Genomic DNA, 13,611 nt, shown 5'->3' with positions numbered 1-13,611 from the left:
AAAAGGCTCATTGTATGTAAAGCGACGCCGCCAACGCGCGCGAAACGAGGCGCGATCCGGCGGCTTGTACGAAAGACGCCGGCGTGCGCGAAAAAGTTCCTCATTCGCCCACGCGGCTCGCGCGGTGCGCAGCCTTTCGACGGAATCAGCCCCAGCATACTGGCTTTGCCCCAGCGATTCAAGACCGAGCGCATTCCGTTTGGCCCGATCTCGCCGCGCGAAGCGCACGGTTGCCCGCCCCCTGCCCAGGCCGCGGTCTGGATGCCCGCGTCAACCCTACGGATGGCGAATCAGCGCGCGAAACGCCGGGACGAGCGCCCGCTTTGCAGCTGGCGAATGAGCTTGATGCAGCGCCGCATCCGGGCCGGCCACAGCCGTCGCGCTCCCAGGCTGTGGCGACGGTGTCGCCGCCTGGCTCGTGGCCGAAGCCGCCGCAATACTGCTCGCGGGCACCATGGCGTTCGAATCCGCGCCGTAGTTCAGACCTCCGACCGCCATTCCCGTCGCCATGGGGATGGCCTGGCGCATGGCCTGCACGTCGCGCGCCACGTCGGCCGCGGTGATGGACGGCGTGGGTTCGTTCTCCTGCGTCACGGCCCAGACCCCGGCGCCCTGTGCTTCGAGCTGGTTGAGCGCGGCGAGATCGCGCGATGGTGCGTTGTTCGGGTATTCGACGGCGGGCTGACGCGAGGCCATATACCAGTCCTCCGCCACGTACGCATCGCCGGAACCAAGACCCACGCCGAGCGCGTCCGTTGGGTCCCAGGCGTTCACGGCGACGCGCAGGCCGAGCGCGTGCACCTGCGCGACGGCCCACGCGCGGAGCGCCCGCGGAACGCCGTAATTGGAACCGGCGAGATCGAGGAAGATGCCGCGCACGCCGAGTGCCTTCCATTCAGCGAATTCCTGGGCCAGTTGTGGCATGGGAATGGGGGTCGATCCGTCCGACAGGTTCACGTAGCCATAAAACGAAATGGAGGCATTCGCAGAGATGAGCTGTGTCACCGCCTGCTGATTGGCGTAACCAGAAGATTCGGAATCCGCCCCCAGAACAATGGCTTGATACCCCTGAACCTCCATAGCGGTGTCAGGCGTGACCCAGCCGTAATAGAACCCCACAGGGGCCGGTTGCGCGCTGGACGCAGCCCATGCGAAAGTGGGATGCAACATGAACGAGGCGGTGCCGAGGCCGACGAGATACGTGCGAGCGCGGCGCAGCATGTTCCTTCCTCCCCTTGGCCAACGCGCAGGAGTTGCGCGTGCGCGGATGATGAACCACGATGCAGCGGGAAGCGTTCGACCGCGTTCTACCCGATTCGACTTTCATTTGTGGAATTCTCCGCGCGCGAGGAATCTCCTGCCACTCGACCAGCCGCCTCTGCAAATGATGCAAACGCCCTTGTGTCACGGTGACTTCTCGGGAATGAGATATGCCGGCGAGGAGAACCAGCTCTGCGGGATCCGCGTGCTCGTCCACTGGCTCTTCGGCATCCATGGCTCGTGATGCTCGTCGAAATACGCGTCGATCATCTTCCGCGCGATGATGGCTGAAAACTGCGCGCCATAGCCCCCGCCCGGCGCCATCACGGCCACGGACACCAGCGGATGATTGAGCGGCGCGTAGCAAATGAACACCGAATTGTCCGTGCGCTGGCCGTTCATCACAATCTGCGCCGTCCCAGTCTTGCCCGCTGCCTCATAGTGTGCCCCAAGGAAGGCGTAGTACGCCGTCCCGGCCGGGTTGGACGTCACACCGTGCATGCCCTGCTTCACCAAATTCCATTCCCACAGCTTCGCCTTCACCACGCCCTCCACCTGCGGCTTGTAGGTGAAAATCGGCTTCGCCCCGTTCTTGGGCGTGCCATTCGGCGCGTACACGCGCTCCAACAGGTGCGGCTTCAGCCGAATGCCCTGATCGGCTAGCGTCATGGCGTAGACCGCGAGTTGAATGGGACTGAACATCTGCGACTGCCCAATGTCCGCATCCGCAAGGCTGGCGGGCGATCCGTAGTTCACGTACTGGCCCGTCTTGCGAATGGACGCCTCGCTCGCCTGCAGATTGTACGGAACCTGAATGTTGCCTTTCTGATAGTCCTCGATGAAAAATTCGCCCGGAACCTCGTACGGCAGATCGATGCCCGTCTTCGTGCCAAGGCCGAACTCCTCTTCCTCTTGAAAGATCTGATTGATGCCCTTGGCGAAGTCCGTGTCGAGATAATGCTGGTACGATCCCGCCGACGCCGGATACGTGCCGCCGGACGTGTCGCTCGATCCCAGCCACTTGCCCAGGCGCAGCCCAACTTCGTACATGAACACGTCGCTTGAGACCGTGAGCGCCTCCACGGGATTCACCCACCCGAACGCAATCCCGCCGTCCTCGTGAATGATCTGCGTGCCCACGTAAATGTAGCCGTTGTCGAGAATGCGCGTCTGCGGATTCACTACGCCCGCGTTCATCGCCGCGATGAGGTTGGCGGGCTTCACCGTCGATCCGGGGTAGTTGATGGCCTGAATCGCGTAATTCATCTGTGCACCGGACGTCTCGAGGTAATGCGCATGTTTTACATAGGAACCATTTACGTACCAATTCGGGTCCAGATATGGGTAGCTGGCCATGGCGATCACGCCACCCGTCTGCACGTTGAGCATCACCGCTGCGACATAGGAGATGTGCTGCCCGGTGGACGAAGCGAGCATTTGCTGAATAATCTCCTGCGTTGCCGCCTGCTCGCGCCCATCCAGGGTGAGCTGGATATTGTCGCCTCCCACAGGCTTGACCTCCTTCATTACGCCGAGTCCTGCCCCCGTGCTGTTGATGGCGACGAGGCGATATCCTGGCTTCCCCTGAAGAAGGTGTTCATACTCGTACTCGAGCCCCGTCTCTCCCACCTGCTGATTGTCCAAGTAGCCTGGATACTGCCCCACGTTCTGGGCGGTGATGGCGCCGACGTAGCCGAGCACTTGCCCGGCGAGATCGCCATATGGGTACTGGCGCTCGTAGTCCTGAATGACCTGAATGCCCGGAAGCTCGGCCTCATGTTCCACGACGAACGCCACCTGCGCGTCGCTGACATGCGTGGCCAGGGTCACCTGCAGGGCGGACGCGTTGGAGATCATCTTCTGATACAGGGCGCTCGGAGTGGTTTCGAGAACAGGCGCGAGCAACTGCGCCTCCCGCCGAAGCGTGGAGCTTGGGAGCGGGCGAGATCGCACGAGCTCGATTTTTACGACCGGCACATCCCAAGCCAGCACCTGGCCGTTTGCATCGTAAATCCAGCCGCGCTGGGGCAGCACCGGAATGCGCGCGTAGTGGATGACCTGCTCGCTGGCCCGGTATTCCGCACCTTGCACGACCTGGACCTCTCCGAGGCGGACAATGAGGGAACTCAGAGCGAGGAAGACGCCCCCGTATAAGACCCCCAGCCGCGCGCGATGCTGGCGCACAAGATCCGCTCGCCTGACCCGACCATCCCGTCTCCGACGTCGCATGTCTCTCCCACTCCCTCAATGTCTTTACGTCGTTCTTATCGCACGCCTGTAAAATTCGCCTCAAATCGCACCGGCGCCGGGTCTCCGCCTCAACGCCTCGCGGACCATGTCTTCATCCGTGCGCTCAAGCCGGAGCGCCCCGATCACCTGAAACGATTCGTGACCGCGCCCGGTGATCACCACAACATCTCCATCGCTCGCTTCCAGCACTGCTTGCTCGATGGCTTGTGCGCGGTCCAGCACGACGTCACACTTGGCGCCGTAGACCTGACGCGCGCCAGACAAAATCTCATCGGCGATGCGCGCAGGTTCTTCGGAATAGGGATTATCCGTCGTGACCAAGACGCGATCCGCCAGCGATGCCGCGATGAATCCCATTTCGGGCCGCTTACCCTTGTCGCGCTCGCCTCGTCCGCCAAAGACGAGCCACACCCGTCCGCGCGTCCACTGGCGCGCAGTGTTCAGAAGTTGGTACAGCGCATCTGGCGTGTGAGCGTAATCCACGACGACCGTCGGGCCACGCTCGGGGCGAATGACGTGCATTCGGCCGGGAACGCTTGGCAACGTCGATATGACACCGTAGATGGCATCTGCCGGCAGACCCAAGGCGTGTGCAGCCGCCACAACGGCGAGGAGGTTGTACACGTTGTACACCCCAGGGTGCGAGAGAATGCCGTCGAATTCCTCACCACCGGGAAGCTGAACGGACAACCGAGTATGCCATCCGTCCGTCTCCACCACGCGCCCTCGGACGTCGCCCGCATGCAAACCGTACGTGATGATGGGGGCAACACAGCTTTCGGCCATGACGTCCGCATAAGGGTCGTCTCGGTTCAAAACGGCGCCCAATTTGTCGGAGGACAGCCCGCTGAAGAGACGGGCCTTTGCGGCCGCATAGTTCGCCATAGAACCGTGAAAGTCCAAGTGTTCCCTGGTGAGATTGGTGAAGATGGCGAGATCGAAATCCACGTCCGACGTGCGATGCTGAACGATGCCGTGCGACGAAACCTCGATGACCGCATGGGTGCATCCCGCGTCGACCATCTCGCGCAACGCATGGTGAAGCTTGGGCGCCTCCAGCGTCGTCAGTTCCGCCGGCACCGTTCGGAGCCCGGTCTCATTGCTCACACTGGACAGCATGCCGACGCGCAGGCCTACAGATCGCAACATGTGTGTCAACCAATGGACACACGTCGTCTTGCCGTTCGTCCCTGTGACGCCGACGACCGTGAGACGCCGCGACGGAAACCCGTACGCCCTGTTCGACAGCGCACTCGCGGCCCTCCGCGAGGAAGGTACTTGCACATACGGAACGCCCGGCGGTATGTCGATCGATGAGGCGTCCTCCTCCCCCACCACGCACACGGCCCCACGCGCCACCGCCTCGCGGATGAACGCGCGCCCGTCCCAGCGCCGGCCACGAATGGCCACATAGAGATCCCCCGGCCGTACCTCGCGCGAATCCATGGCCACGCCTCGAATCCGTCCCTCGTTCCAAAGGTCTTCCCAATGCGTTGTCCCACGCGTCAACGCGACATGCACCTCTCATCACTCGAGCAGGATTGTCCGCGGAGGAAGCATAGGTGTCGTCGTTCAAATTCGGCTTGGAACCTTCGCCTTGCTCGCCAGCCGGATCGACTTCTTCAAAACCGAAATTGATGTTTGTTCCGTATGAAAGACATAGAAGGGCGTGACCTGGTTTCGACACCCGGCTCGGCACGCGATGGCCTCGCCCCATCACGCAGCATGGGAGGAGGATGCGCGATGTTCAGCAATATCGGCTGGTCAGGCGCGCTGCTGATCGTCGTCGCCGCCCTATTTGTCTTTGGGCCGAAGAAGCTCCCCGAACTCGGGCGATCCGTCGGCCACTTCCTGCGCGAATTTCGCACCGCGCTCGGCGATCGCGACGGAGAAGCGCCAGCGCCGCCTTCGCCCGCGAAGGGAGCGGCGCCGGAGGAGCCCTCCCGAAGCTCGAGCGAGCGCGCAGCAATGGAGCAGGCTGCGACGGTGCCCGAATCGCCCGGAGAGCGTGGCGCGCGCCCATGAGCGCATGGGAAACCCACCTCCGCGCGCTGAGGAGGCTCCTGATTCGAGCAGCCATCGCCTACGCGGTCTTGTTTGCGGCGGCGGTGGCCTGGCTGCCCGTTCTCATCCGCGATGCCATGCGACCCGTGCATCAACTGCACGTTGCCCTCATCGTCACAAGCCTGGACGAGGTCGTCGTGCAAGATCTGAAACTGGCGCTCTCCCTCGCCTTCTTCGCCGCACTGCCCTACTTGCTGTATGAGGCGTGGCGATTCGTCGCGCCGGCCTTGACCATCTCCGAGCGCCGGCTCGTACGCGCGGGACTGGCGGCGGGCCTCTTGCTGTTTGCGGCTGGCGCCGCCTTCGCGTGGTGGGTGGTCGTGCCGCGACTCGTGCGCTACCTGGTCGCCCTTGCGGCATGGTCCCACCTCGGCGTCTACCTGCGCTACGGAAGTTATCTGTCGTTCGTCGGCACCGTGGTGCTTGCGTTTGGCGCCGCGTTTGAGCTGCCCGTCCTCGTGGCATGCGGCACCGCGATGGGCCTCCTGACGCCGAGCGCGCTGCGCGCCAAGCGCAAGTACGCCTACTTCGCCCTGGTGATCGTCGGCGTCCTCATCAGCCCGCCGGAGCTCATCGCCCATCTCACGGTGACCGTGCCGCTTTTTGCCCTGTACGAGGCGAGCGTCGCCCTCGCGTCCGTCATCCATCGCCGCAAGTCGCGCGACACGGCGCGGACCACCGCGCTCTCGGAGGGGTGAGACCATGCCATCCGCGCCGTCCAAGGCCCGGCGCTGGCCGAGGCCCTTACGCTACCTGCACCACTACACCATCGTCTCGTTCGCGCTCCTCGTCGCGAGCGGCCTCGCGCTGTACCTTCCGGCGATTCACCGATTCATGATCCCGTACATCCCGTTGGTCTACCGACTGCACATCCTACTTGGCCTCGTGTTTGCCGTCACGCTCTTGGTGCCGTTTGTCCGCGTGCTCCCGAAGGGACGGCGAATTTCAAAGTGGGACTGGGCCCTCCCCGTCCTGTTCGGCAGCCCCATCGTCGCAACCGGGATCATGCTGTGGTGGGTGTCCGCGTTTCCATCCGGCATGCGCAGCCGCGCGTTCACGTGGCACGGCTGGCTCACCGCCTGCCTCGGGACGTGGATCCTCATCCACGCGTTCCTGAAGGTCACCGGCATCCGGCCCCGCTCCCGCCTGTTGTACGAGCGCGTCGACTGGGAGCGGCGGCGGTTCCTCGTGTCGCTCGCCACCGGCGCGCTCGGTGCGCTCGTCCTCACCGCGGTCGATCCGGCCGCCTGGCTTCGCAGCCTGCGAAGCGCGCCAAGGGCCGGATCGTCAGGACCCCCGCCCGGCGTGCAGACCTTCCCGGCGTACTACACGGTGGTCAATGGCTACCCCGAGATCGACGTCGCGCGCTATCGCCTGGTGGTGGACGGGGAGGTGGAACACCCGCTCTCGCTCACGTACGCGGAATTGCAATCCCTTGCGGCCGTCCACGAAACGCAAAACTTCCAGTGTGTTACAGGCTGGAGCGTGCCGAACGTCCGCTGGAAGGGCGTGCACCTGAGCCAACTCGCCCTGCTCGCCAAGCCGCGTTCCAGCGTGCAGTACGTCCATTTCTACTCCGGCGACGGGGTGTACACGGAGTGTCTCCGACTTTCGGAGGCGTTCGACCCGACCGTGCTTTTGGCGTACGAGATGGACGGCGTGCCTCTCTTGCGGGAACAGGGCTATCCGCTACGCCTGGTGGTCCCGAAGATGTACGGGTACAAGTCCATCAAGTGGGTGGTGCGCGTGAGCTTCTCGGCCGAGCCCATCACGGGCTACTGGGAGCACTTCGGGTATCCCGCCGAGGCGTATTTCGGATCTCGCTGAAACCGAAGCGGCGTTGCGCCTCGTATGGACAGGTGAAATGGGCGTGAAGCCCGAACCGAAAGAGGAGGTAGATTTCATGGGTCAGGGGAACTGGAAGCACGCACTTGGGGCTGCCGCAGCCGTGATGGCGGCGTCGGCCATCGCAGTCTCGCCGGTCTTTGCCGCCGCGAAGGCGCCGAAGGCGAGTCACGGGGAGGCGAGCATGAGCCCCGCCGTGGTGATGGCGGGCAAGCTGTACGGCAACATTCCCAACGTGGTGATCCGCGGCGTGCCGGCGGGTAAGGCGCCGTGGGTGGTGGACGGATCGTACCAACTGAAGAGCAACCTGTTCACGGCGAGCGGCAAGTGGCTCATCATTCCGAAGCAGGGCTACATGGAGAACGGCCAGCCGGTTCCGGCCAAGATTGGCGGCACCACCAACGGCATCGCGGAGGTCGGGGCGGAGATCACGTTCGCCAATGCATCGCCCATCGTGCTGCCGCCGGTAAAGCTCGACAGCCAGGGCGACTTCTCGTTCCACGACGCCATCCAGTGGCCGAAGGGGGCCGCGCAGCCGGTGGTGCTCATCGGACCTGAGAAGAACGGCCAACTCGTCGCGTGGTTTGCGGCGTCCGACTTTCTCGCGGATTATGGCCAGGCAACGGGCACCGCATGGATGAACGCGGCGAAGCCCGTGAAGACCACCGTCGCGCACGAGCACGCGGGCGCCAAGAAGTGAGATCATCACGCCATCCGCGCCGCCGCGGCACACGCGCCGTGGCGGTGCGCGAGGAGAGAATTGCGTGGTATCTGACGAGGAACTGATGATGCGCGTGGCGGCGGGCGACGCGGACGCGCTCCAAGAACTGTACCAGCGGCACGCGCCACGCGTGACCGCCATCGCGCGCAACATGATACGAGATTCGGATGCGGTCAAAGACGTCGTGCAAGACGTCTTTTTGCGCGTCTGGCGGACGCGATCGTACAATCCCGCGCTGGGGCCAGTCGCCCACTGGCTGGCCGTCGTCACGCGCCACATCGCGGTGGATCACCTGCGCCGCGCGAAGCCCCACAAGCAGGTCCTCCAGCTCGAGGTGGACCCCCGCGCCCCGTCCGACGCTCCGAGTGACGCTGCACTTCTCCGGGCCGATCTCGCCCGCGCCCTGCGCGCCATCCGGGCGGAAGAGCGCGACGTGCTCGTTCTCGCGTACGTGCACGGCATGACGCTGCGCGAAATCGCCGAGCGCCTCCAGATTCCACTCGGGACGGTGAAGACGCGGCTGCACCGAGGGCTTCGGGGGCTTCGACAACAGTTGGCTGAATATCCGGAGGTGGAACCATGAGTCCGTCCCGGCGCCTGTGCCGTTACCTCAGCGCGTACCTGACGGGCGATCTCGACGAGCCCACGCTCGAGGCGTTCGAGCGCCACGTGGCCCACTGCGGCGCATGCCAGCGGACGCTCGCCGAGGTGATGCCGTCCTGGCAAATGCTCCTCGACGTCGAACCGGACGAGGCGGATCGCGCCTACGCGGAATCCTGGCAAAAGGACATTCTTGCGCGCGTGCTGGGGCGAGATATGCCTGCGCGGGCAGGGCGGCGCAGCTGGCGCGTACGGCCGGAGCGCGTGTACCAGATCTGGGCGTATGCCGCGTCCTTCGCCGCTGCCGCGGCCTCGCTCGCCCTCGCGCTGGTGTGGAAGTCCGCTTCCTCGCCGCAGGGCCCGCCCGCGAATGCCATCGCCAGTGCGGCGAGCACGCCCATCGCCGATGTCGCGATGAAGCCCGTCGCTGGAGAGGCGCGCGGCAGCCTGTACGTGTTCCGCCAGGGAACGTCGCAGCGGCTCGTCCTTGTGGTGGAGGGGCTGAAGCCGGTATCGGCGCCCGGCGCGTACAGCGTGTGGTACGTGCACGGTGACGTGCATGAGCTCGCGGCGACGCTCACAGTGGATCCGCATGGCGTCGGAATTGCCATGCTCCCGAGCCCGCCGCGGGAAGCGGAGATGGTGGGCATCACGCGGGAGCCGGACGCAAAGGATGTGCGGCCGAAGGGGACGCGCGTGCTTATCGCCAAGTTGCCGCGCAACGCGCTGTGAGGCTTGGCTGCGGGGCTGCCCCCCGCGGTCGTGCCGCTGCGGCTCCCCCGCGTGGCAAGCCGCCGCGCCTTCCCCCGCGTGCTATACTCGCGGTAGAAAGCGAGGAGGCTATCCTGTGGAACGAATCTTCACCTATCCAGCCATCATCAAGGCCCAGGCGGAGCGCATGGGCGACGCGCCGTACCTCGTCTGGAGGCTCGATGGCGAGGAACCGGCGACGCTCTCGTACCGCGCCTACGCCGACGCGTGCGCCGCGGTGGCGTCGTGGCTCCAGGACGAGGGCATTCGACCAGGCCATCGCGTCGCGCTCGCGCTTGAGAATTCGCCCGAGATGGTCGTGGCGTACGGGGCCGTCACCTCCATGGGCGCCATCGCCGTGCCCATCAACCCGACGCTGTCCTTGCCGGAGATGGCGTTCATCCTGCAGGACGTCGAGGCAAGCGCCTTCATCGGCGCGCCGGATCGCGCAGAAGCACTGGCCGCGCACGGCGATGTGGCGAGCGTGGAGCGGTGGCTCGCGCCAGATGTGCTGTGGCATCGCGTGGCGTCGGGCGGCGAAGGGGCGCCGCACGCCGCGGAGGTGCGCCCCGATTCCACGGCCATGATCCTCTATACCTCGGGAACCACGGGCAGGCCGAAAGGTGTCATGCTGAGCCACGAAGGCGTGCTCCGCACCGCGCAGACGGTGTGTGACTACCTCGAGTCGACGGACGGCGAGCGCATCCTGAACCTGCTCCCCATGACGCACTGCTTCTCCATCTGCGTCGAAATTTTGCACGCGCTGCTTGCGGGCGGCACGCTGTTCATCCGATCCGGCACGTTCGCGCCCCGCGCCGTGCTTGGCGAGATCGAGCGGCATCGGGTGACGTTCATCTGCGGCGTGCCGAGCATCTTCATGCTCCTGAACGAGGCGCTGAAGAGGCACCCGGCGGATGTGTCCTCGCTGCGCGTGGGCCTCGTCGGTGGCGCGCCGGTCCCCGTGGAGACCATCCGCGAGTTCGAGGCGCAAACCGGCATCGTCATTGTGGAAGGTTACGGCCAGACCGAGCTGTCGCCGCTCGCGACGCTGCAGCCGCCCCATCCGGACAAGCGCCGGCTGTCGTCCTGCGGCCTGCCGATCCCGGGGACGGAGGTGCGCATTGTCGACGCGGAAGGCCGGGACGTGCCGATGGGCGAACCCGGCGAACTTCTGGTGCGCGGATTCAACGTCATGCAGGGGTACTGGCGGCAGCCCGAGCGGACGGCCGAGACCATCGAAAAAGACGGCTGGCTGCACACGGGCGACGTGTTCCGCCAGGACGCGGACGGCTATTTGTACGCCGTCGACCGCCTGAAGGACGTGATCATCTACGGGGGCTTCAACATCTATCCGAAAGAGGTGGAGACGGTGCTCTATCGGCACGCGTCGGTGCTGGAAGCGTACGTCGTCGGCGCGCCCGACGCGCTGAAGGGCGAGATCCCTGTGGCGTTTGTCCGCATCGACGAATCGGCCGATCCGATCGCCGTGCAAGCGGAACTCGAGGCGCTCTGCCGCGAGGAGCTCGCGCCGTACAAGCGCCCGCGACGTTATCACTTTGTGGATGCATTCCCCAAGACGTCGACCGGCAAGGTGTTGCGGCGAGAACTGCGGCAGATGGCCGCCGCGAGGTGAGCGGGGAGCCGGCCTAAGCCGAAGCCCCCGCCGCCTGCTGGCGCGGCGGCGAGCCGAGGCGCGTGCGCCGCAAGAGCAGGCTGTTCGACACCACGCTCACCGAGCTCAGAGCCATCGCGGCCCCGGCGATGATGGGGCTCAAAACGCCTAAGGCAGCGAGCGGAATCCCGAGCACGTTGTACACGAGCGCCCAGAACAGGTTCTGCCGGATCTTGCGCATGGTCGCCTTGGCGAGGCGCAGCGCGTCCACCGCGGCCCACACGTCGCCGCGCATCAGCGCCACGTCCGCAACCTCGAGCGCCACATCGGCGCCCGTGCCCATCGCCATGCCCACGTCCGCCGCGGCGAGCGCCGGCGCGTCGTTGATCCCGTCGCCGACCATGGCCACGACGCGCCCGGACTTCCGTAGCGCCTCCACCTTCGCCGCCTTGTCGCCAGGCATGACCTCGGCCACCACGTGCTCAATGCCGAGGCGCGCCGCCACTGCTCGCGCGGTCTCCTCCGCGTCGCCCGTCATCATCCACACGTCCACGCCCATCGATCGAAGCGCATCCACCGCGTCGCGCGCATCCGGCTTCACCTCGTCTGCCATGGCAATGGCACCTATCAGCCGATTCTCCTGCGCCACCACCACGACGGTGCGCCCCGGCCCCGTGAGCTTGCCGCGCACCTCCTCCGGCAAACCCGGCGCAGCGGAGGACACGAAACTCGGGCTGCCCACGCGCACGCGCGCGCCCTCCACCACGCCCTCGATGCCGCGCCCCGGCACGGCCGTCACGTCCTTCGCCGCCGGAACGTCCACGCCGCGCTCCTTCGCCGCCTCGACCACGGCTCGGCCAAGCGGGTGCTCGCTCTGCGCCTCAAGCGCCGCGGCCAGCCTCACGACGTCCGCCTCCGCGATGCCCTCGGCCGCCCAGATCTCCGCCACAGTGGGCTTCCCCACCGTCAGCGTCCCCGTCTTGTCAAAGACGACGGTATCCACCCGCTGCGCCGTCTCCAGATGCTCGCCGCCCTTCACGAGGATGCCGCGCTCGGCGCCAAGCCCCGTTCCCACCATGATGGCCGTCGGCGTGGCCAGGCCGAGCGAGCACGGGCAGGCAATCACAAGCACCGCGATGGCCGCAAACAGCCCGTGCGACCAGTGCCCCAAGGCGCCCCACACGAGGAACGTGACGAGGGCCACCCCGAGCACGGCCGGGACAAAGACGCCGGAGATGCGATCCGCCAGGCGCTGCACCGGCGCCTTCGATCCTTGAGCGCGCTCCACCAGCCGGATGACCTGGGCCAGCGCCGTGTCCCTCCCCACCTTCGCGACGCGCATCACGAAGGGATTCGCCTGGTTCAGGGACGCGCCCACCACCTCGTCGCCCGGGCGCTTGGTCACAGGCAGCGGCTCGCCGGTCAGAAACGACTCGTCGACACTCGTCCATCCTTCCACCACAACGCCGTCTGCAGGCACCCGCTCCCCCGGCCTCACGCGGACGAGATCGCCCACCGCAAGCGCCTCAACCGGCACGTCCGCCTCCTCGCCGTCCCGGAGGACGTGCGCCACCTTGGCCCCGAGCTTCGCGAGCGACGAGATGGCCGCGCTCGATCTCGCCTTGGCCCGCGCTTCGAGCAGCTTACCCATGAAGATGAGCGTCACGACCGTCGCCGAGCTGTCAAAGTACACGTCCCGGCGCCCCTCCACCGTCAGGACGGCGCTGAACACGTACGCCACCGTGGTGCCGAGCGCCACGAGCACATCCATGTTGGCCGCGCCGCCGCGCAGCGCGTGGTACGCCCCCTTGTAGAAGCGCCAGCCCACGTAGAACTGGACGGGCGTCGCGAGGAGCCAGGCGAGCCAGTTCGGAAGAAACGGGCGCCCGCCCGCTAGCATGACGAACATCTGGACGACGAGCGGCAGCGTGAGCAGGGCGGAGAGGGCGAACGTGGCGAGATCGCGCCGATACGCCCGCCGCTTGCGCGCCTCTTCCTCCGCCTCCACTTCGCTCGCGAGCGCCGCGCCGTAGCCCGCCTTCTCCACCGCGCGGATGATGTCCTCGACGTCGATCACGCCGGGCACATACGCCACCCGCGCCCGCTCCGACGCCAGGTTGACGCTCACCTCTTTCACTGCATCCAGGCGCCCGACCACCTTCTCGATCCGCGCCGCGCACGCGGCACACGTCATGCCCGTGATGCGCAGGTCCACCTCGCGCAGCGGGACCGAGTAGCCGGTCTTTTCAATTTTGTCGACCACCTCGGTCCACGGCGTGTCAGGCGTCAGCATCACCCGGGCCCGCTCGGACGCCAGATTCACGTTCACCTGCCGCACACCCGGAAGCTTCGCCAAGTTCTTCTCGATCCGCGCCGCACAGGCGGCGCACGTCATGCCCTCGATGGGCAGCGTCAATTCGCGGGTTTCTGACATGTTCTCACCCCCGACTGTTTGTCCGCAATCGCGGCCACATAGAAATCGCCACCAGCGACTCAAATGCGGTTTCGC

General features: G+C 65.9%; 12 protein-coding genes. 7 read left to right on the top strand and 5 right to left on the bottom strand.

Translation table 11 applies throughout. The annotated features are described in order from the left end of the window. The 4 genes from AMA01_RS14115 to AMA01_RS11750 form a co-directional block, all read right to left on the bottom strand. Positions 1-228, bottom strand: a 228-nt coding sequence (locus tag AMA01_RS14115; RefSeq protein ID WP_231862936.1) for a hypothetical protein, incomplete at its 3' end; no start/stop codon positions are given. 48 nt (positions 229-276) lie between these two features. Next, positions 277-1,221 carry a hypothetical protein gene (locus tag AMA01_RS11760; protein ID WP_067851205.1) on the bottom strand — a complete coding sequence of 315 codons (945 nt, stop codon included), beginning with the start codon at positions 1,219-1,221 and terminating at the stop codon, positions 277-279. A gap of 183 nt (positions 1,222-1,404) precedes the next feature. Further along, the gene (locus AMA01_RS11755) at positions 1,405-3,489 is read right to left on the bottom strand and encodes a peptidoglycan D,D-transpeptidase FtsI family protein (protein WP_067851203.1); all 2,085 of its coding nucleotides are present in this window, start codon (positions 3,487-3,489) and stop codon (positions 1,405-1,407) included. Between the two features lie 60 nt (positions 3,490-3,549). Further along, positions 3,550-5,031 (bottom strand): UDP-N-acetylmuramoyl-L-alanyl-D-glutamate--2,6-diaminopimelate ligase, encoded by a 1,482-nt coding sequence (locus AMA01_RS11750; RefSeq protein ID WP_082744176.1) that lies wholly within the window; start codon positions 5,029-5,031, stop codon positions 3,550-3,552. Positions 5,032-5,253: 222 nt separating this feature from the next. Here AMA01_RS11750 and AMA01_RS11745 point away from each other — a divergent pair, with 222 nt between their 5' ends. The 7 genes from AMA01_RS11745 to AMA01_RS11715 all read left to right on the top strand — a co-directional run bounded on the left by AMA01_RS11745 (position 5,254) and on the right by AMA01_RS11715 (position 11,123). After that, the gene (locus tag AMA01_RS11745; RefSeq protein ID WP_067851201.1) at positions 5,254-5,535 is read left to right on the top strand and encodes a twin-arginine translocase TatA/TatE family subunit; all 282 of its coding nucleotides are present in this window, start codon (positions 5,254-5,256) and stop codon (positions 5,533-5,535) included. Next, on the top strand, positions 5,532-6,272 hold the full coding sequence (tatC, locus tag AMA01_RS11740; RefSeq protein WP_067851199.1) for a twin-arginine translocase subunit TatC: 741 nt from the start codon (positions 5,532-5,534) through the stop codon (positions 6,270-6,272). The genes AMA01_RS11745 and tatC overlap by 4 nt, the downstream gene beginning before the upstream one ends. Positions 6,273-6,276: 4 nt before the next feature. Then, a complete protein-coding gene (locus tag AMA01_RS11735; RefSeq protein ID WP_067851197.1) occupies positions 6,277-7,401 on the top strand; it encodes a molybdopterin-dependent oxidoreductase in 1,125 nt (374 codons plus the stop codon). Between the two features lie 76 nt (positions 7,402-7,477). Next, positions 7,478-8,119 carry a hypothetical protein gene (locus AMA01_RS11730; RefSeq protein WP_067851195.1) on the top strand — a complete coding sequence of 214 codons (642 nt, stop codon included), beginning with the start codon at positions 7,478-7,480 and terminating at the stop codon, positions 8,117-8,119. 64 nt (positions 8,120-8,183) lie between these two features. Then, on the top strand, positions 8,184-8,723 hold the full coding sequence (locus AMA01_RS11725; protein WP_067851193.1) for an RNA polymerase sigma factor: 540 nt from the start codon (positions 8,184-8,186) through the stop codon (positions 8,721-8,723). Further along, the gene (locus AMA01_RS11720; RefSeq protein ID WP_067851192.1) at positions 8,720-9,472 is read left to right on the top strand and encodes an anti-sigma factor; all 753 of its coding nucleotides are present in this window, start codon (positions 8,720-8,722) and stop codon (positions 9,470-9,472) included. Before AMA01_RS11725 ends, AMA01_RS11720 begins: the two co-directional genes overlap by 4 nt. A gap of 115 nt (positions 9,473-9,587) precedes the next feature. Then, positions 9,588-11,123: a class I adenylate-forming enzyme family protein gene (locus AMA01_RS11715; RefSeq protein ID WP_067851190.1), complete on the top strand. Its 1,536-nt coding sequence runs from the start codon at positions 9,588-9,590 to the stop codon at positions 11,121-11,123. A 13-nt stretch (positions 11,124-11,136) separates the two neighbouring features. On the opposite strand, the gene AMA01_RS11710 is transcribed toward AMA01_RS11715, so the two are convergent. Beyond that, on the bottom strand, positions 11,137-13,536 hold the full coding sequence (locus tag AMA01_RS11710) for a heavy metal translocating P-type ATPase (protein WP_067851188.1): 2,400 nt from the start codon (positions 13,534-13,536) through the stop codon (positions 11,137-11,139). Positions 13,537-13,611 lie beyond the last annotated feature (75 nt).

It is taken from the genome of Alicyclobacillus mali NBRC 102425 (assembly GCF_001570745.1).
In the GTDB taxonomy this organism is placed as follows: Bacteria; Bacillota; Bacilli; order Alicyclobacillales; family Alicyclobacillaceae; genus Alicyclobacillus; species Alicyclobacillus mali.
Note: the sequence above shows the minus strand (reverse complement) of the source record. Positions and strands in the feature narration are given on the sequence as shown.